Here is a 23,671-nt window from a genome sequence, read left to right as displayed (position 1 = left end):
AGGGGAAAAAGGTCAACGTGACATCGACATCGGCGGGTCGTCCTCAGCAGCTGAGGGCAGGTGTTTGAGCTCGTCGAGTCGGCTCGGAATCTCGGCCATGTCCTGGAGCTCCGCCTGGCACCTTGCGCATGTGTCGAGGTGGCGCTCGAACTCCTCTAGTTCCTCTTCGTCGAGGACACCGAGGACGTAGGCGGCCACCCCTTCATGCATTACCCGGCTACCCCCTTGTCCTGCAGAAGCACACGGAGAGCCCGGATCCCGTAGTAGAGCCTGGACTTCACCGTGCCCGGCGGAATCCCCAGAATCTCCGCCGCTTCACTTATCGTACGGTCCCGAAGGTAGGTCTGCTCAATGACTTCCCGGTGTTCGTCCGACAGGCTCCGCAGCGCGTCAGCGACCACCATGGCCGAGAGCGCCCGCTCCGAGCCGTCAGGCACCGCCAGCATGTCGACTTCCGGCGGCTCGACCTCGTGAGGCCGAACACTCTTACGCCGGCGACCGTCGATGACGATACGGCGGGCCACTGTCAGTAGCCATGCCCAGATGAGGCTGGGCTCCCATTGCAGTCTTGCCGAGTGACGCCAGGCTCTAACGATCGTCTCTTGAACGACGTCTTCGGCCCATTGAAGATCGTTCCCGGTCGACTTGCGTACGTGGCGCAGCAGAGGGCCGCCGAACTCCTGGTAGAGCACCGCAATGCGGTGTTCCGCCTCGGCATCCGCACTCTCTAACCTGCCGGCGAGATGACCTAGCACGGGGCACATCTTTACACCTTCGTTATCACTCCGGTAGTCACTCCGATAACTCCAGTCATTTCTGACTATTTGGACCCCTTGAGTGAACCGGTCCCCGAAGGCCCGCGTACCTCCGATCATGCACAGGCTTTTGCGCGGCGAACTGCTCATGTTCGGCGGCTTCGCAGTGGCTGCCACGGTCACGATCCTGCTGGTCCTGCCACCAGGAAGCTCCGCAGGATCCACTCAGTACACGCAGTCGGCCGCCGGTCCTCTCGGGCCGGCAGACCGCGACCTGCTAGTCAGAGTACGCCAGGCAGGCCTCTGGGAGATTCCTGTTGGCCAATGGGCCCAGACACGGGCCGAGTCAGCGAGCGTGAAGGAGACCGGGAGGCACCTGGTCGAAGATCACACGAAGCTGGACGAGGCGACTCGCGCGCTCGCCGCGAAACTCGGCGTGCCCATCCCAGACGTGGCCAATGCCGATCAGCAGAGCTGGATGGCCCAGCTGTCCGCGGAGAAGGGTCCCGCCTTCGACAAGGACTTCGCCAACCTGTTGCGAGCCGCGCACGGCAAGGTCTTCGCCGTCGTGGCAGATGTGCGGGCGGGGACTCGCAACACCGAGATCAGGAAGTTCGCCAACACCGCCAACACGGTGGTGCTGAAGCACATGACGCTGCTGGAAGGCACTGGCCTGGTCGACTTCGGCGACCTTCCCGAGCCCCCCACGCCCTCACCGGTTCCACCCGTCGCAACGGCGGTCGATACGAGGAGACAGTAATGAGGAGATCCAGACGCACGGCCGCGGCCGTGTCCGCCCTGGCCGTGATGGCCAGCGGCCTGGTGTCCGCGGCCGTGATCGGCGTCGGTCCGGCGCTTGCGGACCATTGCGATCCGGCACAGCAGGGCAAGCCGTCTCAATCACCGACGCAACAAAGGCGACAGCAGCAGGCCCCGGACAACCAGGACCAGCAACAGCAGCAGGACCAGGGCCAGCAGCAGGACAACAACCAGGATCAGCAGCAACAGGACCAGCAGGGTCAGCAGGACCAGGGTCAGCAACAGCAACAGGACCAGCAGGGCCAGCAGCAGGACCAGGGTCAGCAACAGCAGCAGCAAGGCGGCGGAGCCCTCTTGGCCGCGCCGACCCCGGAGCCGCAGGACACCGGCAACGGCCAGGACCAGCAGAACAACAACCAGGACCAGAACAACAACAACCAGGATCAGCAGCAGGACCAGCAAGGTCAGCAGGACCAGGGCCAGCAGCAGCAACAGGACCAGGGTCAGCAGCAGCAGTTCCGCCGCCGGGGCAACAACAACAACCAGAACCCGACGAAGAGCCCGTCCGCGTCCCCCTCCCCCACCGAGAGCGACCACGACGAGGGCGAGTGCGCCGACCTCGGCCCGTTCGTCGAGGACTTCGTCGACATCCGCCAGGTCGGCCGCGGCCAGCTCGCCAACCCCCAGTTCGGTAGGAACGGCTCCAGGGGCACCTTCGTCTCCGCATGTGGGACGAACGGCAACAAGCACAACAACCCTGACAACTTCATCGTCGCTCCGGGCGTGAGCAACGGCGCTCACCACCTGCACGACTACGTGGGCAACCTGACGACGGACGGGTTCTCGACGGACCAGAGTCTCGCCGCGGGAGGCACCACCTGCCGGTTCGGCGACAAGTCGGCCTACTTCTGGCCAGTGCTCCGCGACCGCAAGGTGGACGTCAACACCAACGACCAGGACGGCAACGTCGGCCAGGTCCTGCGGGCCCGCCAGGTGACCCTCCAGTTCCGCGGCAACGCCACGTCCAGGGTGGTCGCGATGCCGAGGTTCCTGAGGATCATCACCGGTGACGCGAAGGCGGCCACGAACGGCGGAGCGAACGCGAAGGCCGCGTGGACGTGTACCGGCTTCCAGAACCGCATCACTAATAACAAATATCCACTCTGCCCACGCGGCAGCCAAGTCGTCCGTATTCTAGATTTCCCAAGCTGCTGGGATGGACAGAACACCGACAGCGCCAACCACCGCACGCACATAGTGTTCCCGGGCCAGGGTGGCGCCTGCCCGCAGGGAACGAAGGCCGTCCCACAGCTGCGTATGTCCCTCACGTACTCGGTTCCACAGGGACCGTCCTTCGCCGTGGACGCGTTCCCTGAGCAGAAGCACAATCCGGTGACCGATCACGCAGACTTCGCCAACGTGATGTCTGACCAGCTCATGAACTTCGTGGTCAGCTGCATCAACCGCGGACGTCGTTGCTGACGTAGATCGGCCCTCCCGAGTCGCACCCTCAATCGACGACCATGGAGGGAATCGATGCTCCACAGAAGACTGCCCCGGCATGCTCCGAGCAAGCTGGACTCCAGGTGGGTCCGGTTCGGGGTAAGCGCCGTGCTGGCCGCGCTGGTTCTGGCGGGGTTCGCCCTGACCAGGACCGACAGCGGGATCTCAGTGCTCGGCCAAGGGGTGGCTTTCCTCGAGTTCTACGCGGGCGTGTTCGCCCTGGTGCTGCTGAGTGCGACGGTCGGGCTCGGCCTGCTCACCACCGAACGCGTCTTCCTGTCCCCGTCCAACAGGGTCAGGGCACAGCTGGCACACCGGGCCACAGCGATGATCGGGATGGCCTACCTGGTCACGCACATCACCCTCATGGTCAGTCTGGGGCATGCCCCACTGGCCGCGACAGTGGTCCCAATTGCCGGTATCTATGTGGGATTCGGCGCTGTAGCCTTCGACATGATGGTGATCATCGTTGTGTCGGGAATGGTCCGAGGACGGTTCGCGGTGACGGCCAAGCCATGGATATGGCGGACGCTCCACGCCACCGCGTACCTGTCCTGGCCCGTGGCCATCATGCATGGCCTGACCGCGGGCCGTCCTCCGGCGCCTTGGGTGGCGTGGTCCTACATCGCCTGCCTCGCGGCGGTCGGTGGGGCGTTGCTCGTCCGAGTGCTCGCCACCACGCTCAGGCCGGCTCTCCAGCCGGAATGGGTGAAGACGATGGAGGTCGACACCTCACCGGTCGAGCGGCCGGTGGACGTCAACGCGCCGGTTAGCCTCGACGCGGCGCGCAGGAAGTACCGGGAGGCGGGATGAGACCGCACAGGAATGCCCAGGAGGCGCCAGAGTGATCCCGCATAGAGTCCCACGCGTGTTACGCGTGGGCCCGGCCCGGCTGACCGCCGGGCTGGAGCACACCAGGCGGATCGATCTGCCGGCGCACCGGACGCTTCACGGCGAGCCGGTGTTGCGCGATATCGAGACGCTGATCGCCCAGGTGAACGAGGTCGACATGCGCGGCCGAGGCGGAGCGGCGTTCCCCGTCGGCCGCAAGCTGCGCGCCGTCGCCGACGCCGCCGGGGCACGCGAGAGTGTCGTGCTGGTCAACGGCTCGGAGGGCGAGCCGGCCAGCTTCAAGGACACCATGATGCTCATCCGCAACCCGCACCTCGTGCTCGACGGAGCGGTCCTCGCCGCCGAGGCCCTGCACGCGCGCGAGGTCGTCGTGGCGATCGGATCCGGCGGCGAGGTGGCCGAGTCATCGGTCTCCGCGGCCGTGGCCGAGCGCCGCGCCGCCAATGTGGCGGGCGGCCAGGAGAGCCACGTGAAGATCCGGGTGGTCGGCCTGGAGGAGCGGTTCATCTCGGGCGAGGGCGGCGCGCTGGTACGCGGCGTGAACGGCGACGTGGCCATCCCCAACGGCCGCAAGAAGCGCGCCGCCGAGAGCGGCGTGGACGGCCTGCCCACGCTGCTGTCGAACACGGAGACCTTCGCCCAGCTCGCCCTGCTCGCCGAGTTCGGCCCCGAAGGGTACGCCGAGTACGGCACCGCCAAGGAACCCGGCACCGTCCTGCTCAGCGTGAGCGGCGGCGCCACCAACCCCGCCGTCGTGGAGGCGCCCACGGGCACCCCGCTGATCGACGTCCTCGACCTGTGCGAGGCGGAGATCGGCGACGGCGTCCTCATGGGCGGCTACCACGGCGCCTGGATGAGCTACGAGAACGCCCTCTCCGCGGTGATCTCGCGCGAAGGCATGAAGAAGATGGGCAGCGAGCTGGGTGCCGGGATCATCGTCCCGCTCGGCGACTCGACCTGCCCACTCGGCGAGACCACCCGGGTGGCGGCCTACCTCGCCGCCCAGTCCTCGGGCCAGTGCGGCCCCTGCCGCCTCGGGCTGCCCGACGTGGCCCGGGCCCTGCTCGCGCTGGTCGAGGGCACCGGGTCCACGGACGCGGTGCGCCGCACCGTACGCGCCGTCGAGCGAAGAGGCGCCTGCTTCCACCCCGACGGCACCGCCAGGTTCGTCCTCTCCTCCCTGGACGCCTTCGAGAGCGACATCGCCCTTCACCTGGAGTACGGCTCCTGCGGCCGGCCGGTCCGCGGCGTGCTGCCTCTCCCGGAGCACGAGGACGAGCCCGAGTACCGCCTGGACGTGGACTGGACCCGTTGCGAGGGCCACGGCCTGTGCGCGCACCTGCTGCCGGAATTCGTGGAACTGGACGAATACGGCTTCCCGTCCTTCAAGACCGTGCCGGGCTGGATGGCGAAGGAGGCGCGTCGGGCCGTCGACATGTGCCCCGCGCTGGCCCTGCGCCTCAATGAGTCCATAGCGGTACGGGCGGCGGGTTAATCCCCCGGTCCGTCCGCCTGAGCGCGCTCAGGCGGACGGACCGGGCTCCTCTCGTACTGACCGGGCCCCTCCGGCACCGGCACCGGGCTTGCCTGGTTACGCATTTGTGACCAACCTGGCGGCTTCCGGGGTCGTCTCACCGATCGGTTCACCACGATCACCAGGAGACGACCATGGACCGCCGCGACTTCCTCCGCGCCGCCACGCTGGCACCGGTACTGGGGCTGGTCTCCGTACCGCCCGCGCTCGCCTCCTCCGCCCCCGACTGGCCGGGGTTACGCCGCCGCCTCACCGGCAGGCTCGTCCTGCCGGCCGACGCGGGGTACGGCGCGGCGCGGCGGCTGTTCAATCCCGCCTTCGACAGCATCAGGCCGGGCGGCGTCGCCTATTGCGCGACCCCCGCGGATGTCTCCGCGTGCCTGTCCTTCGTCCGCGCGAACCGCCTGCCCGTCACCGCCCGCTCGGGCGGCCACTCCTACGCGGGCTGGTCCACCGGCACCGGCCTGGTGATCGACGTCTCCCGGATGAACTCCGTCAGTCACGCCGCCGGCCGCGCCACCGTGGGCGCCGGGGCCAAGCTGGTCGACGTCTACGACAAGCTGGGCCGCGCCGGCGTGAGCATCCCCGCCGGTTCGTGCCCCACGGTCGGAGTGAGTGGCCTGGCGCTGGGCGGCGGGATCGGCGTGGTCTCCAGGAAGTACGGCCTGACCTGCGACACGCTCGAGTCCGTACGGATCGTCACGGCCGACGGCCGCCTCCTGACCTGCGACGCCGACCACCACCCCGACCTCTACTGGGCGTGCAGGGGCGGTGGCGGCGGGAACTTCGGCGTGGCGGTGTCCTTCACCTTCCGCACGCACAAGACCCGCGACACCACCGTGTTCTTCCTGCACTGGCCGTGGGCCAAGGCCGAGGCGGCGGTCAAGGCCTGGCAGTCCTGGGCGCCCACCGCGCCGGACGAGCTGTGGTCCACGCTGCACCTGACTCGGAACAACGGGCTGGACGTGCAGATCGGCGGTACGTACCTGGGCGGGAAGGCGGCGCTCGACCGCCTCCTGGCGCCACTCGTCGCCCAGATCGGCCGCCCCTCCTCCCGCTACGCCTCCACGACGTCCTACACGCACGCCATGATGGTCATGGCGGGCTGCTCCTCACTCTCGGTCGCGCAGTGCCACCTACCTGGCCAGACCGCCGCGGGCCGCCTCAGCAGGGACACCTTCGCCGCCAAGTCGCATCTGGCCTACCAGAAGCTGTCGGCGGCCGGGATCAGGGCGCTGGTCGCCGGGGTGGCCCGAGCGGGAGAGCACACCGTACAACTGGACGCGCTGGGCGGCGCGGTCGCCCGGGTCCGCCCGGACGCCACCGCCTTCCCGCACCGGGCGGCGCTGTTCGGCGTCCAGTACTACTCGAAAGGCACCGGCCGGGCCTGGCTGCGCGGCATCCACGGCGACATGCGGGCGTATCTGGGCGATCACGCGTACGTGAACTACATCGACCCGGACCTGACCGACTGGCGGACCGCCTACTACGGAGCCAACGCGCCACGCCTGGCCGCCGTGAAGGCCGCCTACGATCCCGGCCGGGTCTTCCACCTGCCCCAAGGTGTGTAAATCGGTCGCCGGACCGGGCCGTGAGCTGGGAAGATCGGTAACATGCGCAACTGGCCGCTCTTCGGGCTATCCGTGACCACCCCCCGTCTCGAACTCCGCATACCGTCGCTCGCGGACCTCGACGAGCTCGGAGACCGAGCGGCCGAAGGCGTACACGAGCCGGGCTACATGCCGTTCCTGTTCCCGTGGTCCGACGCCGAGCCGCAGGAGCGGGCCAAGGCCACCGTCCGCTACCACTTCCGCACCTGGGCCGAGTTCAGCCGGGAGAAGTGGACGCTGGAGTTCGCGGTGGTCTCGGAGGGCCAGGTGGTCGGCGTGCAGGCACTGATGGCCTCCGACTTCCTGGTCACGCGGGAGGCCGGCACGGGCTCGTGGCTCGGCAAACGCTTCCAGGGCAGGGGCATCGGCAGGGAGATGCGCGCGGCCGTACTCCACCTGGCCTTCGAGGGTTTGGGCGCCGAGTACGCGACGACGGAGGCCTTCCACGACAACCACGCCTCACTCGCGGTGACACGCCGCCTCGGCTACCACGAGGACGGCATCATCCTGCACAACCGCAAGGGCACAGTGGCAACGGGCCGCCGCTTCCGCCTACCCCGGTCCGACTGGAAGCCGATGAACGGCATCGAAATCCACAACCTGGACCCCTGCCTACCCCTCTTCGGTCTCTAGCAAGGGCCGGTGACCATTCCCTGGGTGAGGTCGTCCGCGACGGCCTCGGGATCGCGCAGGTCCGCCTGCCCGTACCCACCGCCGCCTCCCGACTCGCAGCGCAGCACGTCCCCCGCACTGACCGGCAGCGCGTTGACCTTGAGCATCTCGCGCTGCCGCGGCGTGCCGGGGTTGAGCGTGACGCGCGGCGGCGCGCCGGCCGCGCCCCCGGCCAGACCCCACGCGGGAGTGACCGAGCGCTCGAACCACAGCGACAACGAGGTGTCGCCGATGAACTCGTACTCGCGGACCACGCCGTTGCCCCCGCGCCACTGTCCCTGGCCGCCGGTGTTGGGGCGGACCTCGTAGCGGGTGACGCGGACCGGGAAGAGCGTTTCGAGCACCTCGATCGGCATGTCGCGCAGCGACCCGTTCACGTTGTTGATCAGGCAGGTCTCGCCGTCGCCACCCTCCCAGGCGCCCCAGCCGCCGACGGTGGCCTCCTGCGAGACGTACAGCTTGCCGGTACGCGGGTCGGTGCCGGTGAACTGGACGATGAGGGAGTCGCCGTAGGAGGCCGCGGCGGCTTTGCCGGGCACGACCGGGGCCAGCGCCTTGACGACGAGGTCGATGAGCAGGCCGAGGTGGGAGTAGTAGTACTGGCAGGCGGCGGGCGACTGGGCCGCCAGCATGGAGCCCGGCCTGGTGGCCACGTCGAGGGGACGGAACGAGCCGCCGTTGAGCGGCACGTCGGCGCTGATGAGCAGCTTGTACGCGACGCGGACGGCGGCGACCGCCTGGGCCGCTCCGCAGTTGACCGGCCCGGTCGCCTGGTCGGCGCAGTCGGTGAGGTCGACGTGGACGCGCTCTCCCTCGACGGTCACGGTGACGTTGACCGGCAGCGGGGTGGCCAGGTCGATGCCGTCGTTGTCGAGGAACCCGCCGGCGGTGTAGGTGCCGTCGGGGATGGCGGCGACGGCCTGGAGTTCGAGGCGCTCGGTCTGGGCGAAGATCTCGTCACGGGCGGCCATCACGGTCGCCACGCCCCAGCGCCCGACGATCTCGGCCAGGCGGCGCTGTCCGGTCATCGCGCAGGCGACCTGGGCACGCATGTCGCCGAGCGTGGCGTGGGGGAAGCGGACGTTCCGGGCGATGACCTCGTGCAGGTCGCGGCAGGGCGCGCCGTTCTCGTAGACCTTCATCGGGCCCATGCGCAGGCCCTCCTGGAAGATCGAGGTGGAGTCCATGGAGCCGCCGGGGTCCTTGGAGCCCATGTCGAGCCAGTGGGCGCGCGAGGCGGCGAACCCCACGAGCTCGCCGCCGACGAAGATCGGGCCGTAGACCGTGACGTCGTTGAGGTGCGTGCCGCCGATGTAGGAGTCGTTGAGCACCCAGACGTCGCCCTCCTGCCAGACGTCACGGCCGAACATCCGCTCGGTCTCGCGGGTGCAGACCTCCAGGTTGCCGAGGAAGATCGGCAGGCCGCTCGACTGGCCGAGAACGTTGTGGTCGCGGTCCATGAGCGCGACGGCGCAGTCCTTGGCCTCGTAGATGACCGGCGTGTAGGAGGAGCGGATGAGGGTGGTGTTCATGTCTTCCGCCGCCTGGAGGAGCGCGCAGCGGATGATCTCTGTGGTCACGGGGTCGATCATGAGGTCACCTTGATGATCAGGAAGCCGTTGGCGTCGACGGTGGCCAGGCAGCCGGGCGGGATGACGGTGGTGGCCGTCTCCTCCACCACGATGGCGGGCCCCTCAACCTCGCCGTCCAGGGCGCTTCTGCGCAGGACGGCGGTGCGGTGCACCTGCCCGTCGAAGATCACATCGCGTACGGCGGGCGGGTGCGTCTCGCGTACCGGAGCCGCGGTGGCGGCCTTGGGGAAGGTGCCGAAGCCGGTGCTGCGCAGCATGACGAACTCGACCGGCGCCTCGGGCGTGGCATGGCCATATCTGCTGGTGTGGGCCTCGGCGTAGCGCCGCGCGATGGCCTGGAGGAAGCCGGGCGCAGCGGGCTCTGTGGCGTCCAGGAGCGGGATCGTGAGCGTGTAGTCCTGTCCCTCGTAACGCATGTCCAGTGCGTGCTCGACCCGCCGCCGGTCGAGGGGGACGCCCTGGCTGTCGAGCGCGGCCATGGCGTCGCGTTCGAGCTCGGCCAGCCGCGCCGCCAGGTGCTCGCCGTCGAGGTCGTCCTGCGCGCGGAAGTACGGATGGGTGAGGTCGCGCCGTACGTCGGCCTCCAGCATCCCCCACGCGGAGAAGGCGCCGGGGAAGCGCGGCACGACCACCTCGCCGATGCCGAGCTCGCGGGCGATGAAGACGGCGTGCATGGCGCCCGCGCCGCCGAAGGCGACCAGGGCGAACTCGCGCGGCTCCACGCCGTGCTCGACCGTGAGCGTACGGATGGCCTGGGCCATCTTGGCGTTGGCGACGTCGCAGATGCCCTCGGCCAGCTGGAGCGGATCCATGTCGAGGGTCTCGGCGAGCGTGGCGACGGCCGTCCCCGCCGCCTCGACGTCCAGCTCCATCAGACCGCCGGCGAACCAGGCGGGGTCGACGCGGCCCAGCACGACGTTGGCGTCGGTCACGGTCGGCCGGTCGCCGCCTCTGCCGTAACAGGCGGGCCCCGGCACGGCCCCCGCCGACTCGGGGCCGACGCGCAGCGCGCCCGCCTCGGCGTAGGCGATGGAGCCGCCGCCCGCGCCGATGGTGTGCAGGTTCACGATCGGCATCAGGACGGGGAAGCCCTCGATGTGCGCCTCGGCGCTGATGTCCGGGCGGCCGTTGACGACGAGGGAGACGTCGAAGGAGGTGCCGCCCATGTCCACGCAGATGGCGTTCTCGCGGCCGAGCAGGCGGGCCGCGGCGACCCCGCCCATCGTGCCGCCGACGGGGCCAGACAGCAGCGTCTGCAGGGGCCGCCGCATCGCGAAACCCGCGTTGACCAGGCCGCCGGAGGACTGCATCACGTGTACGGGCACGGCCAGGCCGCGCTCGGCGAAGCGCCGCTCGATCCGCGACAGGTAGCTGCGCACGACCGGTCCGGCGTAGGCCTCGAGAACGGCGGAGGAGGTGCGCTCGTACTCGCGCCACTCCCTGGCCACCTCGTGGCTGAGCACGATCAGGACGTCGTCGCCGAGCTCCTGCCTGAGGATCTCGCCCGCGCGGAGCTCGTGGGCCGGGTTGGCGAAGGAGAACAGCAGCGTGACCGCGACGGCGTCGAAGCCCTCGGCCTTCGCGCGGTGGGCGGCCCGTCGTACGGCCTGCTCGTCGAGCGGCTGGAGCTCCGCGCCGCGCCAGTCGAGCCGGCCCGCCGCCTCCATGACGTCGGCACGGGGCACCAACGGCGTCGGTTTGCGGTAGCGCAGGTCGAACATGCGGTCGCGGTTGCCGCGGGCGATCTGGTAGACGTCGCGCGCGCCGGCGCTGGTCAGCAGCAGGACCTTGGCGCCCTTGCGTTCGAGCAGGGCGTTGAGACCCTGGGTGGTGCCGTGCACGAAGAAGGAGATGAGGGTCGGGTCGTCGACCACGCGGCCGAGCGCGGCGAAGACGCCCTCGGCGAGATCTCCGGGGGTGGTCGGCGCCTTCGAGGCCAGCACGGCACTGGTCTGCTCGTCGTAGCAGACCACGTCGGTGAAGGTACCGCCGATGTCCATGGCGACGCGAAAAGTCATGGCCGCACCGTATGCGGTCCCGGCCGTCCGCAGGTGTGCCGGGTGCACGGCTTTCGCGCCTGCTTCATGCGTGACGCACCCCTTCGCGGGCTAAGGCGCCACCCCGACAGACGCGGGTGGCGGGCAGGCGTGGCGGCGGTATCTGCCGGGCGCGGTGCCGTACTCGCGCTTGAAGGCGTTGGCGAAGGCGAACTCGGAGGTGTAGCCGACGCGCGCGGAGATCTCGCTCAGTGAGTCCTCCGACTCGCGGAGCAGGCGGGCGGCCGTGGCCAGGCGCCACCACGTGACGTAGCTGAGCGGCGGCTGGCCGATCAAGCTGGTGAAGCGGCGGGAGAAGGCCGCGCGGGAGAGCCCGGCCTTGCCGCCGAGCGTCTCGACCGTCCAGGGATGCGCGGGATCGCGGTGGATCGCGTTGAGCGCCACGCTGATCGAGGGGTCGGCCAGGGCGGTGGCCCAGCCGCCGACCTCGCACTGTCCGGGCTCGGTGTCGAGCCAGGCGCGCAGGATGTACAGCAGCAGCATGTCGAGCAGTGAGGTGACGACGGTGTCGGCGCCCAGGCGCGGACTGCCGATCTCGCTGCCCAGCAGGTCGACGGCGGCGCGGAGCTCGGGATGGTGGCCGAGGCGGGCGGGCAGGTGGACCATGTCGGGCAGGTCGCGCAGGATCGGATGGGCCCGGCTGGGGTCGAGCCGGTAGCCGCCGCAGAGCAGGACCGTGGCCGCGCCGGGCCCCTCCATGGAGGCCGAGGCGAACAGGTCCCGCTCCTCCAGCGGGTCGCAGTCAGGGTCGGCCAGCGGGGTGGCCGGGCTGTCGGCCATCGCGTAGCCGTGGCCGTGCGGGAAGAAGACCACGTCGCCGACGCTCAGCTGGACGGGGTCGCCGTCCGGCGGGATGAGCCACGGGGAGCCTTGGATGATCACCTGGAAGCCCGCCGAGCCGGGAGCCGAGGGGAACCACTGGCCCCAGGGGGCGTGCCATTCGACGAGCGCGGACCGGGGCTGTCCGGTGCGCATGATGGCGATCACATCGCTGAGCACGTCCATGGTCGAAGTCTAGCCTGCGAGACGCTCGCGTATAAAAGGCAGATACCCAAGCATTGGCCATCTCGCACCGGGCTCCTACCGTTGTTCCCCATGAGCCCAACCATGAGCGCCGCCCGAATCCACGAGTACGGCGACGCGTCCGTGATCCGCTACGACCGGATCCCGCGGCCCTCGCCGGGGCCCGGGGAGGTGCTGGTCCAGGTGGCCGCCACCTCGTTCAACCCGTCCGAGGTGGGGTTGCGGGCCGGGTTCCTGCGGGACCTGCTCCCGGTCACCCTGCCGTACACGCTGGGCCTGGATCTCGCCGGCACGGTCGTCGAGGTGGGCGCGGACGTACAAGGGCCCGCCGTCGGCGACCGGGTCATCGGCCTCGTGGAGGGGGCGGCGGCCGAGTACACGGTGGCGGCGGCGAGTTCGCTGGTCAGGGCGCCGGAGCGGCTCCCGCTGGCGGACGCCGCCGCCATCCCGGTCGCCGGGCTCACCGCCTGGCAGGCGGTCCACGAGCACGCCCGCGTCGAACCGGGGCAGCGGGTGCTGATCAACGGGGCGGGCGGCGGGGTGGGGTTGTTCGCCGTGCAACTGGCCAAGCTGGCGGGCGCGACCGTGATCGCGACGGCCGGTCCGCGCAGCGCGGCAGCGGTACGACGCTACGGCGCCGACGAGGTCGTCGACTACACCACTTTGTCAGCACTTACTTCGACCCCGTTGCCCGGCGGCATGGACGTGGTGCTCAACCTGGCGGCCATCGGGCCGGAGCAGGCGGCGACGCTGGCCACGCTGGGCGAGGTGATCGTCACCATCGCCACCCCGATCGACGCGCCCCGAGCCACCCACTTCGTGGCCCGCAACGACCCGGCGCACCTGGCCCGGCTGGTGGCGCTGATCGACAAGGGCGAGCTCGTGGTGGAGATCGCCGAGACATACCCACTGACCGGCCTCGACGAGGTTCATCGCCGGGCCGAGGCCGGGCAGACACGCGGAAAAATCATCATTCAAGGGGATAAATAATGATCAAGATTGGCATCATCATCGGCAGCACCCGGCCGGGCCGCAACGGGGACACCGTGGCCGAGTGGGTGCACGACCTGGCCGCCAAGCGCGGCGACGCCGAGTTCGAGGTGGTGGACCTGCGGGACTTCGACCTGCCGCACCTGGACGAGGCGTTCCCGGCGGCCTATGGCCAGTACGAACACCCCCACACCCGTGCCTGGTCGGAGCGCATCGCCTCGTTCGACGGCTTTGTGTTCGTGACCCCGGAATACAACAGCTCCACCTCGGGCGTGCTGAAGAACGCGATCGACTTCCTCTACGCCGAGTGGGCGGACAAGGCGGCCGGGTTCGTCAGCTACGGAGTCGACGGCGGCGCCCGCGCGGCCGAGCACCTCAGGCAGGTGCTCGGCCGGGTCAAGGTCGCCGACGTACCGGCTCAGGTCACGCTCTCGCTGCACACGGACTTCGAGGGGTTCACCGACTTCAAGCCCGCCGCGCACCGCGAGGAGATGGTCGCCACGATGCTGGACCAGATCGTCTCCTGGGGTACCGCGCTGCGCCCGCTCAGGGCGGCCTGAAGCGGGCTCAAGGCTTGAAGCGGGCTCAAGGCTTGAAGTGGCGCAGCACCTCCGGGTTGGCCATGGCGTCGGGGTTGGCCGCCTGCTCGACCGGGGTGCCGAGGAGGATCTTGCGTACCGGCACCTCTAGCTTCTTGCCCGACAGCGTGCGCGGGATGCCGGGCACCGCGTGGATCTCGTTGGGCACGTGCCGGGGTGACAGCTCCTGCCGCAGGGCCGTACGCAGGGCCTCGACCAGCGAGTCCGACAGCGTGACGCCCTCGGCCAGCGTGAGGTAGAGCAGCAGCCGCCCCTCCTGCCCGAGCTGGCCGGTGTCGATCACGAGGCTGTCGACGATCTCGTCGAACCGCTCGACGACCCGGTAGAACTCGCTGGTGCCCATCCGGACGCCACCCCGGTTCAGCGTCGAGTCGGAGCGGCCGTAGATCACGCAGCTGCCGTCCTCGTTCAGCTTGATCCAGTCGCCGTGCCGCCACACGCCCGGGTAGACGTCGAAGTAGCTCTCGCGGTAGCGGTCACCGTCGGGGTCGTTCCAGAACATGACCGGCATCGACGGCATCGGCTGCGTGAGCACGAGCTCGCCCACCTCCCCCACGACCGGCTCGCCCAGGGGGTTGAACGACTCCACCCGCGCCCCCAGCGACCGGCAGGGGATGATGCCCGCCCGGATCGGATGCAGCACGGTCGCGCCGACGAACCCGGTGCACACGTCGGTGCCGCCGGAGAACGACCCGAGCGGGATCCCCGGCAGCTGCGCGGCCACCCAGGCGAACCCTTCGGGCGGCAGCGGCGACCCGGTCGAGCCGATGCCGCGCAGCGCCTCCAGCCCCTCGGGCGTGATCCCGGCCTTCAGCGAGGCCATGATGTACGGCGCGCCGACCCCGAAGTAGGTCACCCCTTCCGAGGCGGCGATCCGCCACAGCACCGCGGCGGAGGGGTAGGCGGCCGAGCCGTCGTACAGCACCGGGGTGGCGCCCACCAGCAGGCCGCCGATGAGGTAGTTCCACATCATCCAGCCCGTGGTGGTGTACCAGAAGAACACGTCCCCTTCTCCGAGATCCTGGTGGAAGGAGAGCGACTTGAGGTGTTCGAGGATCACTCCCCCGTGCCCGTGCACGATGGGCTTGGGCAGCCCGGTCGTACCACTGGAGTAGAGGATCCACAGCGGGTGGCCGAACGGCACCCGCTCGAACTCCAGCGGCCCCTCCTCCGCGCGCAGCCCCTCCCAGCCGATCACCTCGCCGTGCGGCACGGAGTCGGTGTGCGCGGCGCCGGGCTCGGCCTGCTGCGGCGGCTGCCCCTCCTCGGCCGCCGAAAGGTACGGGATCCAGACGGTCGCGCGGAGCGTGGGCAGCTCGGCGGCGATCTCGTTGACGGCCGCCGACCGGTCGTAGCTCTTGCCGTTGTAGTGGTAGCCGTCGACCGCGATCAGCACCTTGGGCTCGATCTGCTTGAACCGGTCGACGATGCTCGGCACGCCGAAGTCCGGGGAGCCGGCCGACCAGATCGCGCCGAGGGACGCGGTGGCCAGGAAGGCGACCAGGGCCTGCGGGATGTTCGGCAGGTAGCCGGCCACGCGGTCGCCGCGCCCGACGCCGAGGCGGACCAGGCCCGCCCGGACCCGGGCGACCTCCTCGCGCAGCTCGGCATAGGTCAGCTCCTGGCGGGCGCCGTCCTCCGATATGAAGACGATCGCGGTGCCGTCACGTTCGCGCAGCGCGTTCTCGGCGTAATTGACGGAGCTGCCGGTGAACCATTCGGCGCCCGGCATCGTCCCGGTCATGACGGGCCCGTCACCACGTTCGCCGATGACCTCGAAGTAGTCCCAGATCGACGTCCAGAACTCCGCCGGACTGTCGACCGACCAGCGCCACACCTCCTCGTAGTCCGACCCCGCCCGGCCCAGCCACTCCAGATAGTGAGTCAGCCTGGCGCGCGCGATGACGTCTTCGGTCGGTTCCCAGAGAAGTGTGCCTTCAGCAACCATGTGCCCATCCTGTCGGCCGGTAGGGGCAATGTCATACCCGAACCGCCACATAACTTGCTACCGGCGTAGGTGGTCCACCGCCATACGCGCGGCCGTGCCGATCACCGCGTCGGCGCGCGGCTGGTTGAGCGCGGTGCTGACCGAGCGGGTGAACACCGCCACCGCGTACTGGCCGCCGTCGGGATACTCGACCACGCCCGCCTCGTTGCGGAGTGTCGGGAGCGTCCCGGTCTTCCCGCTGACCTCCACGTCGTCGTACGGGAAGCCGGAAGCCAGCCGGTGCGGCCAGACCTGCAGATTCAGGACGTTGCGCATCCAGGCGCACGATTCCGGCGAGGCCGCCTGATCACGCCAGATCAGGCCGAACAGCGCGGCCGTCTCGCGCGGCGTGGCGCTGTTGGCGCGCGGGGGGTCGAGCACCCGCAGCCGCGCGACGTCCTCAGGATCGAGGTACGGCCAGCCGTGCCCGGCGTCCTCGGCCATGCTCTCGTAGATGTCCCGGCAGCTCTGCCGCACCCGCGTCTCGGGCAGCCCGAACCCGTCGAGCATCGCGTTGACCTCCTCGCGCCCGACCCTGGCCAGCAGCGCGTCGGCGGCGGTGTTGTCGCTCAGCGTGATCATCAGGTGGCCCAGGTCGCGCAGGGAGATCGTGACGTCGTCGAGCATCGCGCACAGGCCGGTGGGCCCGGTCACCCGGTCGGCGGCCCCCACGGTCACCCGGCTCGCCGGATCGAGCAGCCCGGCGTCGGCCTGGCGGCAGAACTCCACCATCAGCGGCACCTTGAACATCGAGGCGGTCGGCAGCGGCACGTCGGAGCCGAGCCCGAACTCCCGGCCCGAGCGCAGGTCGGTCGCGTGCAGCCACCCGGTCACGCCCGCCGCGCCGAACAGCGCGGCCAGATCCGGCTCGTTCATGCCAGCATCCCGGGTCTGCGGCTGATGTGCCGCACGGGCGTCGCGGCCTCGTCCGTCATCCCGGCGCTCTCTTTCAGCGTTCGTACGGCCACCGCCGAGAAGCCGGCGACCGCGTCCGTCTCCACTCGCCAGGCCGTGGAGACCCGGGAACTGATCGGCGAGCCTAGCAGCGGGCGCCAGACGATCCCAGGGTGGTCCATCCTGGCCCCGAACGCCACCGCCGCCCCGGCGAGCACCAGGCCGAGCCCGGCGCCCTGATGCACCTGGGCGGGCACGTAGCCGTGGCGGCGGCACTCCGCCAGCGTCACGGCGTGCAGCCCCGGCTCCCCCTCCTTGGGCGGCATCAGCAGCTCGCGGCCCGCCAGGTCGGCCAGGTGCACCTCCCCGGCCACGGCCAGGGGGTCCCCCTCGGCCAGCAGCACGCCCTGCGGCTGCACCAGCACCTGCCCGAACCGCAGCCCCGGCGCGTTGATCGGGTGGCGCACGATGCCGACGTCGATGGCGCCTTCGGTCAGCGCGGCCACCTGATCGGCCGTCCAGATCTCCGCCGGCGTCAGACGTACGTCCGGATTGCTCGCGCGGAAGCCCTCGACCAGGGCGGCGATCACCGCGGCGGCCAGGTCGGGCGGGACGCCGAGCTTGAGCGCCCCGCCCCCGCCGTGGCGGACGAGCTCGCGCAGCCGGTCGGCCCTGGTCACGATCTCGCGGGCCTCGCCGAGCAGCAGGCGGCCCGCCTCGGTCAGCCGGACCTGCCGGGCGGAACGGTCGAAGAGCCGCACGCCGAGCTCCTCCTCCAGGCGCTTGATCCGCTGGCTGAGCGGCGGCTGGGCCATGCCGAGCCGGATCGCGGCATTGCCGAAGTGGAGTTCCTCCGCCACCACGGTGAAGTAGCGCAGATGCCGGACAAGGTCCATGACCAGCAACTATATCCACATTTATATCTATGTGGCGCTCATATCGGTATTGGACACCACGCAGCGGGCTCTGGTGTGCTCGGCCCCATGGGGTCACCAAGGGGGACAATGTTCATGAATCTTCAGCCGGAATCGCCGCCCAGGCGAAAACGCCGCTGGCCGTGGATCACCGCCGCCGTGCTGGTCCCCGCCGTCGCGGCGGCCGGCACCATCTGGGTGCTGCGTACGAAGGGCACTCCGGAGGAGACGGCGGACTCGTACCTGTCCGCCTGGTCCGTCCAGAACTATGCGCGGATGCGGGAGCTCGTCGCCGACCCGCCCGCCGACTTCGAGCGCTGGCACCAGCGCTTCCGCGCCGACCTCAAGCTCACCGGCGCGACCTTCACGCGCGACACGGCCGCCGCGGACGGTGTGATCACCTTCCGCGCCGGCCTCACCGGCCCGAAGAGCTGGACGTACGACGGCAGGCTCAAGCTCGTGGAACGCGGCGGCGGATGGCAGGTCGACTGGACCCCCGCCGCCATCAACCCCTCGCTCAAGCAGGGCAGGTCCCTGCGGCTGGTCACGGAGAAGGCCGCGACGGTCCCGGTGCTGGCGGCCGACGGCAGCCGCGTGGACACCCCGGACGCGCCCGGCTCGGTGCTGCAGCTCGTCGAAGGGCTCAAGCAGACCTATCCGGACCGGCTCGCCGACGGGCAGTCCCGCAGGATCGACCTCTACCAGGGCGAGCGGTTCCTCCAGACCATGGTCAAGCCGGCGGCGCGGACGCCGTTCCACACCACGATCGACCTCAAGGTGCACCGGGCGGGCGCCGCCGCGCTCGACGGCGTGCGCAAGCCGGCCTCGCTGGTCGCCGTCCGGCCGTCGACCGGCGAGATCCTGTCGGTGGTCAACAAGCCGGGCGGGTTCAACCGGGCGCTGCTCGGCAAGTACCCGCCCGGCTCGACGTTCAAGGTCGTGACGGCCTCCGCGCTGGTCGCGGACGGGGCGGAGGCGAACGAGCAGGTCGAGTGCCCGCCCGAGCAGAACATCGGCGGCTTCCCCTTCCACAACGCGGGCTTCCACGACTACGGCAGGCTCTCCTTCCGCGACGCCTTCGCCCACTCGTGCAACACCACGTTCGGCGCCATGGGGGTGGCCAAGCTCGGGAACGGCCGGCTCGCCGAGGTGGCCGGCGCGTTCGGCTTCGGCTCCGCGATCACGCCGGGCGTGCCGGCGGTGAAGGCCGAGTTCCCGGCGCCGAAGGACGACACCGACCTGGCCTCCGCCTCGATCGGGCAGGGCAGGGTGCTGGCCAGCCCGCTCAACATGGCATCGGTGGCCGCCGCCATCGCCGACGGCTCCTGGCGCCCGCCCCGGCTGGTCGCCCAGGAGCTGGTGCCGGACCGCACCCTCCGGCCGCGCCCCTTGGAGGACGGCGTGGTGCGGGCCCTGCGTGAGCTCATGCCCGCCGTCGTCACGGACGGAACCGCCCAGGCGGTGCGGTTCCCCTCCGGTACGGCCGGCAAGACCGGGACGGCGGAGTACGGCTCGGGCAAGGAGCCGCCGGCGCACTCCTGGTTCATCGGCTACCGGGGGGACCTGGCGTTCGCGGTGATCGTGGAGGGCGGTGGCGCGGGCTCCGCGGTGGCGGCCCCGATCGCGGCCCGCTTCCTCGGCGGGCTGAGCTGATGTGCGGGCTGAGCTGATGTGCGGCCTGGCTGATGTGCGGCCTGGTGGTCAGGTCAGGGGCTGACCGGTCTGCGGTCGACCGGCGTGGTGAGGCCCGCGACCGCGGCCACCACCTCCGAGGCGTTGGACAGATCGGGCAGCACGAGGTCGGCCCCGGCCTCGCGCAACTCGCTCGCCATCGACCGGCCCGAGGCCACCCCGATCATCGCCGCCCCGCCGATCTTGGCGGCCTGCACGTCACGCGTCGAGTCGCCGATCACCACGGTGTTGGCCGCGGTGAACGGCATGCCGAAGCGCGCCTTGGCCCGCCCTTGGGCGACCTGGAGCAGCGTCGCCTTGGGATAGACCTCCTCGCCGTAGCCACCGAGCTCGAAGTCGACGTACTTGTCCAGCCCGAACGCCTTGAGCTTGTGCACGGCGTTGCTTTTGATCGTGCCGGTGAGCACCGACTGGACCACGCCCTCGAGCCCGGCGACGGCCTTGAGCGCCTCCTTGGCCCCCGCCATCACGTGGCCCTCGGTGGCCAGCCGCTTGCGCCGGTCGGCGAAGGCCATCGCCAGCGCGGACAGGAATCTCGGCAGGGTGTCGTCCTCGGTGACGATGCCGTTGACCGCGAGGGTCTCGAAGACGATCTCGGAGTCGGGCCGGCCGCGCGCCGGCGCCAGCTTGAGCAGCGGACGCCCCGTCACGGCGCGGAACGCCTCGGCGTAGGCGTCCCTGGTCACGATCGCGACGTCGACCAAGGTGAGGTCGATGTTCCAGAGCACAAGGCGTTTGATGGCGACCTCCTGTGGGGGATCCAGCCAGGGTACGGCTATCTGCCCGCCCAGGGCTGCCTGCTGGGGGATTCAGGCATAGGTGAGGGCTTGCGCGAGGGTGTCGACGACCGGCAGGCCGGTGGCCTCCAGCTCGGCGCGCGTCGTCATGCCGCCGGTGTAGAGGACGGCCCTGGCGCCCACGTGCTTGGCGGCGAGCCCGTCGTCGACGCTGTCGCCGATCACCAGGATCTCGCGGGCCTCGACGTCGATGGCCTCGATGTGCGCGGTCAGGTGCGCGGCCTTCTCGCCCCCGGTCAGCCCCACCAGGCCGTCGACCCTGGTGAAGTGCCGGGTGATGCCGAAGGACTCGATCAGCGGCACCAGGTGGGTGTGCGGGGCCATCGAGCAGAGCGACTGGGTGCCCGTCCAGCTGGTGAGCGACAGCTCGGCGTCGGCGGCCAGCCCGCAGGCGACGCTGAGACGGAAGTAGTGCTCATGGAAGCCGTTGTCGAGCAGCTCCCACTCGCCCTCGTTGAGCGGGCGGCCGAGCAGCCGCTCGTAGGCGACCCAGATGGGCCGGGTGTAGACCGCGCGGAAGTCGTCAGCGGTCAGCGGCGGCAAATCGTACGACCGGAAGACCTCGTTGGTGGCCCCGACCACGGCGTCGATGTCGTGGAACAGCGTGCCGTTCCAGTCCCAGATGATGTGCTTTGTCATGTCACGATCAGTTTAACGGGCGGGTGTGACATCCCGGTGAACGGCGAAGCCGCAGCCTGTTGGCCGCGGCTTCACCCGTGACTGCGGGTCAGACCCGCACTACAGAGGTGCGGCTAGCCGCAGGCCTTGGCGGTGGTGCCGGCGCCGTTCTGGCCGCCCCGGCCGCCGTTCCACTGGACGCTGGCGCCGCCCCAGGCGCACATGTTGTTGGCCGAGAGCATGTTGCCCCAGTGACGGCCGCCGTTGCCCTTCTTGAAGGCGAACCGGTCGTACCTGCCGTCCGCGGTGTAGACGCTGATGCTGCCGGACGCGGACGTGGCCGTCTTGATCTCGATCCAGTTGGTCTTGCACCTGCCCGACCACCAGAGCTGGATCGTGCCGACCTTGCCGTTGGCCCGGCTGTTGATCGAGCCGGTCTTCACGATCTTGGCTGAGTTGCCGCAGCCGGTCTTGTAGGGGTCCTTGTGGTCGTACGGCTTCGCGGTCGCCTGCGCACTGGCGGGAGAGATCGTGAGCAGGGCCGCCGCCACCGCGCCGACCGCGATGGCCGTCACTCGAAACTTCACTGGAACCGACTCCTTGAGTCCGGGATGGGGTCCGTCTGGACCTTAGCGAGAAGTTTCAAGAAATGGTCAAGGTACTGTGAGCTATTTAACGCGTACCTAACGTGTCTGCAGCAGATCGGGAATCTCCTGCGTGGCGAACCACATGAGCTCGTGCGCCTCGGCGCCGTCCACGGTGAAGCGGGCGTCGTCGTCGCCTCCGTCAGCGGCGGGGAGGGCGGCGACCGCGGCCTGGATGTCCGGGATCGCGTAGAGGTCGTCGACGTGGACCGCGGCCACCTTGCCCAGCGGAACCGGCGCCGTCACGCGTACTCGGGCCCGTTCTTCCAGGTCGGCGCCGATGGAGAGGGTGCCGTCGGGCACCTCGGCGACGACGACCACCCGTCGGGAAGCCGCCTCGACGCCGTCGGCGCGGTCGGCGGCCAGCCGGCGCAGCGAGGCGCGGGCGGCCTCGGTGAGGGCCACGTATTCGAGCTCCTCGGTGTCACCCGAGGCGTACCACTCGGTCAGCGCGGGGGTCACCGCGTAGCCGGTCAGCGGGGCCGGGCCTAGCTCCCCCGCCTCGACCGCTCGGGCCAGCGCGGGGAGCGTGCACGGCAAATAGACGCGCATCACGAACCTTTCACAGCGTGCAAGGGCTCTATCATGCCCGTCGCAACGGAAGTTGGAGCAGAGTCTCGAGTTCCGCGATGGTCGAATCGGCGTCGCGGTGGTGGATGCCCGCCATGCCGAGGCCCCGAGCGGCCAGGATGTTGACCTCGATGTCGTCGATGAACACGCACGCCTCGCCGGGCAGCCCGACCCGGCCGAGCGCGTGCTCGAAGATGCGCGGCTCCGGCTTGCGCATGCCGACCTCTCCGGAGATCACGACCGCGTCGAAGAGCTCGTCCCAGTCGTCCCGGGGATAGACGTTGGACCAGGAGTTGGACAGCAGGCACGTCTTGACGCCGTTGCGCTTGACGTCGCGCAGCATGTCGTACATCACCTCGACCCGCTCGAAGCCCGCGAACATCCGCTCCAGCAGCCCCTCGGCCTCGGGCGAGACCCCGTCGACGGTCAGCAGCCGGGCGGCCAGGTCGCGCTCGAACGCGGCCCCGTCGATCTCCCCGCGCTCCAGCGCGTTGACGACGCTCTCCTGCTCGCCGCCGTAGGCCTGGTCGATCAGCTCGCGCATGACGGCTCGGTAGTGACGGTCGTCGATGCGGTCCGCCTCGATCCACTTGCCGATGGAGACAGAGAGACTGGTGGTGAGCACGCCACCCCAGTCGATCAGTACCCCTGTGATCAAGGCTCCTCCTTGGAATCCCGTTCTAGGGTAGTTGAGCGTCGCACATCACCCGCAGACCCACACAAACCCCGGATAAAAGACGGCCAAATTCCCTGGCTATGGTGAGGTTCCATTGAGCTGACCCCATGGAGGGACCGCCGTGCGGACGACGATCCTGATCACCTCGGATGAGTTCAAAGCTCCTGGTACGGAGCTGTTCGACTTCGACCCGATACTCCCCGGCGGGCCGGAATGGCTGACCAAGCCCACGCTGCTCGCCCTGCTCTCCTCGATCATCGTCATCGCCCTGTGCTGGGGCGCCTTCGCCAAGCCGAAACTGGTCCCCCGAGGCTGGCAGAACCTCGGCGAGTACGCCTACGTGTTCGTCCGCGAACAGGTGGCCAAGCCCAATCTCGGCAAGGACGCCGACCGCTGGATGGGCCTGCTCCTCACGATCTTCCTGACCGTGCTGGTCTGGAATCTGATGGGCGTCGTCCCGTTCATCCAGTTCCCGGTCGCCGCGCACATCGACTTCCCTCTCGGGCTGGCGCTCAGCGTGTACGTCGTCAAGGTCTTCCTCGGCGTCAAGCACCACGGCGTGCGCGGCTACCTGAAGGGCGTGGTGTACCTCGAGGGCCTACCCGGCTGGGCCTACGGCATCTACGCCCCGCTGATCCTCGCCGAGACCTTCATCAACTCGCTGTTCACGCACTTCATCCGGCTGTTCGCGAACATGTTCGCCGGCCATCTCCTGCTGGCCTTCTTCAGCTCGGTCGGCTTCTGGTTCCTGTTCGAGCGGCTCACCGTGCTCGGCGCGGGCATCGGCGTCCTAGGCGTGGCGATGACGATACTGATGACCGCGTTCGAGATGTTCATCCAGTTCCTGCAGGCGTTCCTGTTCGCCCTGCTCGCCGCGATGTTCATCGCGAGCGGGCTGAAGGGCTCGCACTGAAGCGCACGCGGGCGGCCTGG

23 protein-coding genes are annotated in these 23,671 nt (G+C 69.8%); 10 read left to right on the top strand and 13 right to left on the bottom strand.

Going from position 1 to position 23,671, the window contains the following annotated elements; all coding sequences use genetic code 11:
- Positions 1-12: 12 nt before the first annotated feature.
- The gene (locus AB0B64_RS24910) at positions 13-210 is read right to left on the bottom strand and encodes a zf-HC2 domain-containing protein (protein ID WP_225295840.1); all 198 of its coding nucleotides are present in this window, start codon (positions 208-210) and stop codon (positions 13-15) included.
- Positions 210-764 carry a sigma-70 family RNA polymerase sigma factor gene (locus AB0B64_RS24905; protein WP_357949189.1) on the bottom strand — a complete coding sequence of 185 codons (555 nt, stop codon included), beginning with the start codon at positions 762-764 and terminating at the stop codon, positions 210-212. The genes AB0B64_RS24910 and AB0B64_RS24905 overlap by 1 nt, the downstream gene beginning before the upstream one ends.
- A 109-nt stretch (positions 765-873) precedes the next feature.
- Between AB0B64_RS24905 and AB0B64_RS24900 the strand changes: the two genes are divergently transcribed.
- From AB0B64_RS24900 to AB0B64_RS24875, 6 genes are all read left to right on the top strand, one after another.
- Positions 874-1,515 carry a DUF4142 domain-containing protein gene (locus AB0B64_RS24900; RefSeq protein WP_357949186.1) on the top strand — a complete coding sequence of 214 codons (642 nt, stop codon included), beginning with the start codon at positions 874-876 and terminating at the stop codon, positions 1,513-1,515.
- Between the two features lie 29 nt (positions 1,516-1,544).
- Positions 1,545-2,996 carry a DUF1996 domain-containing protein gene (locus AB0B64_RS24895; protein ID WP_358179896.1) on the top strand — a complete coding sequence of 484 codons (1,452 nt, stop codon included), beginning with the start codon at positions 1,545-1,547 and terminating at the stop codon, positions 2,994-2,996.
- A gap of 54 nt (positions 2,997-3,050) precedes the next feature.
- The gene (locus AB0B64_RS24890) at positions 3,051-3,830 is read left to right on the top strand and encodes a hypothetical protein (RefSeq protein ID WP_357949178.1); all 780 of its coding nucleotides are present in this window, start codon (positions 3,051-3,053) and stop codon (positions 3,828-3,830) included.
- A gap of 55 nt (positions 3,831-3,885) precedes the next feature.
- Complete coding sequence (locus AB0B64_RS24885) at positions 3,886-5,364, top strand: ferredoxin (protein ID WP_357949175.1); 1,479 nt, start codon at positions 3,886-3,888, stop codon at positions 5,362-5,364.
- A 173-nt stretch (positions 5,365-5,537) separates the two neighbouring features.
- Positions 5,538-6,974 (top strand): FAD-binding oxidoreductase, encoded by a 1,437-nt coding sequence (locus tag AB0B64_RS24880; RefSeq protein ID WP_357949173.1) that lies wholly within the window; start codon positions 5,538-5,540, stop codon positions 6,972-6,974.
- A gap of 42 nt (positions 6,975-7,016) precedes the next feature.
- Positions 7,017-7,646 (top strand): GNAT family protein, encoded by a 630-nt coding sequence (locus AB0B64_RS24875; protein ID WP_357949170.1) that lies wholly within the window; start codon positions 7,017-7,019, stop codon positions 7,644-7,646.
- On the opposite strand, the gene AB0B64_RS24870 is transcribed toward AB0B64_RS24875, so the two are convergent.
- From AB0B64_RS24870 to AB0B64_RS24860, 3 genes are all read right to left on the bottom strand, one after another.
- The gene (locus AB0B64_RS24870) at positions 7,643-9,277 is read right to left on the bottom strand and encodes a hydantoinase B/oxoprolinase family protein (RefSeq protein WP_358179893.1); all 1,635 of its coding nucleotides are present in this window, start codon (positions 9,275-9,277) and stop codon (positions 7,643-7,645) included. The two genes, AB0B64_RS24875 and AB0B64_RS24870, sit on opposite strands and share 4 nt — an antisense overlap.
- Positions 9,274-11,295, bottom strand: a complete 2,022-nt coding sequence (locus tag AB0B64_RS24865; protein ID WP_358179890.1) for a hydantoinase/oxoprolinase family protein — start codon at positions 11,293-11,295, stop codon at positions 9,274-9,276. Before AB0B64_RS24865 ends, AB0B64_RS24870 begins: the two co-directional genes overlap by 4 nt.
- 90 nt (positions 11,296-11,385) lie before the next feature.
- The gene (locus AB0B64_RS24860) at positions 11,386-12,339 is read right to left on the bottom strand and encodes an AraC family transcriptional regulator (protein WP_358179887.1); all 954 of its coding nucleotides are present in this window, start codon (positions 12,337-12,339) and stop codon (positions 11,386-11,388) included.
- A 90-nt stretch (positions 12,340-12,429) separates the two neighbouring features.
- Between AB0B64_RS24860 and AB0B64_RS24855 the strand changes: the two genes are divergently transcribed.
- Positions 12,430-13,347: an NADP-dependent oxidoreductase gene (locus tag AB0B64_RS24855; protein WP_358179884.1), complete on the top strand. Its 918-nt coding sequence runs from the start codon at positions 12,430-12,432 to the stop codon at positions 13,345-13,347.
- On the top strand, positions 13,347-13,907 hold the full coding sequence (locus tag AB0B64_RS24850; protein WP_357949156.1) for an NAD(P)H-dependent oxidoreductase: 561 nt from the start codon (positions 13,347-13,349) through the stop codon (positions 13,905-13,907). The genes AB0B64_RS24855 and AB0B64_RS24850 overlap by 1 nt, the downstream gene beginning before the upstream one ends.
- Positions 13,908-13,932: 25 nt before the next feature.
- On the opposite strand, the gene AB0B64_RS24845 is transcribed toward AB0B64_RS24850, so the two are convergent.
- From AB0B64_RS24845 to AB0B64_RS24835, 3 genes are read right to left on the bottom strand one after another with little or no spacing between them, the layout of a single operon-like run.
- Entirely contained in the window at positions 13,933-15,894 is a 1,962-nt protein-coding gene (locus tag AB0B64_RS24845; RefSeq protein ID WP_357949154.1) for an acetoacetate--CoA ligase, read from the bottom strand.
- 57 nt (positions 15,895-15,951) lie between these two features.
- A complete protein-coding gene (locus AB0B64_RS24840) occupies positions 15,952-16,809 on the bottom strand; it encodes a serine hydrolase (RefSeq protein ID WP_358179881.1) in 858 nt (285 codons plus the stop codon).
- The gene (locus AB0B64_RS24835; protein ID WP_358179878.1) at positions 16,806-17,723 is read right to left on the bottom strand and encodes a LysR substrate-binding domain-containing protein; all 918 of its coding nucleotides are present in this window, start codon (positions 17,721-17,723) and stop codon (positions 16,806-16,808) included. The genes AB0B64_RS24840 and AB0B64_RS24835 overlap by 4 nt, the downstream gene beginning before the upstream one ends.
- Positions 17,724-17,837: 114 nt before the next feature.
- On the opposite strand from AB0B64_RS24835, the gene AB0B64_RS24830 reads away from it, so the two are divergent.
- Positions 17,838-19,394 (top strand): penicillin-binding transpeptidase domain-containing protein, encoded by a 1,557-nt coding sequence (locus tag AB0B64_RS24830; RefSeq protein ID WP_358179875.1) that lies wholly within the window; start codon positions 17,838-17,840, stop codon positions 19,392-19,394.
- Positions 19,395-19,447: 53 nt separating this feature from the next.
- Here the strand turns inward: AB0B64_RS24830 and AB0B64_RS24825 are convergent, their stop codons facing one another.
- The 5 genes from AB0B64_RS24825 to AB0B64_RS24805 form a co-directional block, all read right to left on the bottom strand.
- On the bottom strand, positions 19,448-20,161 hold the full coding sequence (locus tag AB0B64_RS24825; RefSeq protein ID WP_358179872.1) for a haloacid dehalogenase-like hydrolase: 714 nt from the start codon (positions 20,159-20,161) through the stop codon (positions 19,448-19,450).
- Between the two features lie 81 nt (positions 20,162-20,242).
- On the bottom strand, positions 20,243-20,869 hold the full coding sequence (locus AB0B64_RS24820) for an HAD family hydrolase (RefSeq protein WP_357949140.1): 627 nt from the start codon (positions 20,867-20,869) through the stop codon (positions 20,243-20,245).
- 113 nt (positions 20,870-20,982) lie between these two features.
- Positions 20,983-21,435, bottom strand: a complete 453-nt coding sequence (locus AB0B64_RS24815; protein WP_357949138.1) for a DUF2690 domain-containing protein — start codon at positions 21,433-21,435, stop codon at positions 20,983-20,985.
- Positions 21,436-21,531: 96 nt separating this feature from the next.
- Positions 21,532-22,044, bottom strand: coding sequence for a hypothetical protein (locus AB0B64_RS24810; protein WP_358179869.1), 513 nt, complete (start codon positions 22,042-22,044; stop codon positions 21,532-21,534).
- A gap of 31 nt (positions 22,045-22,075) precedes the next feature.
- A complete protein-coding gene (locus AB0B64_RS24805) occupies positions 22,076-22,720 on the bottom strand; it encodes an HAD family phosphatase (protein ID WP_357949133.1) in 645 nt (214 codons plus the stop codon).
- A gap of 139 nt (positions 22,721-22,859) precedes the next feature.
- Between AB0B64_RS24805 and atpB the strand changes: the two genes are divergently transcribed.
- On the top strand, positions 22,860-23,651 hold the full coding sequence (atpB, locus tag AB0B64_RS24800; RefSeq protein ID WP_357949131.1) for a F0F1 ATP synthase subunit A: 792 nt from the start codon (positions 22,860-22,862) through the stop codon (positions 23,649-23,651).
- Positions 23,652-23,671: the final 20 nt, after the last annotated feature.

The sequence above is a fragment of the Nonomuraea sp. NPDC049129 genome (genome assembly GCF_040648495.1).
In the GTDB taxonomy this organism is placed as follows: Bacteria; Actinomycetota; Actinomycetes; order Streptosporangiales; family Streptosporangiaceae; genus Nonomuraea.
This window is presented reverse-complemented; position numbering and strand designations above follow the sequence as displayed.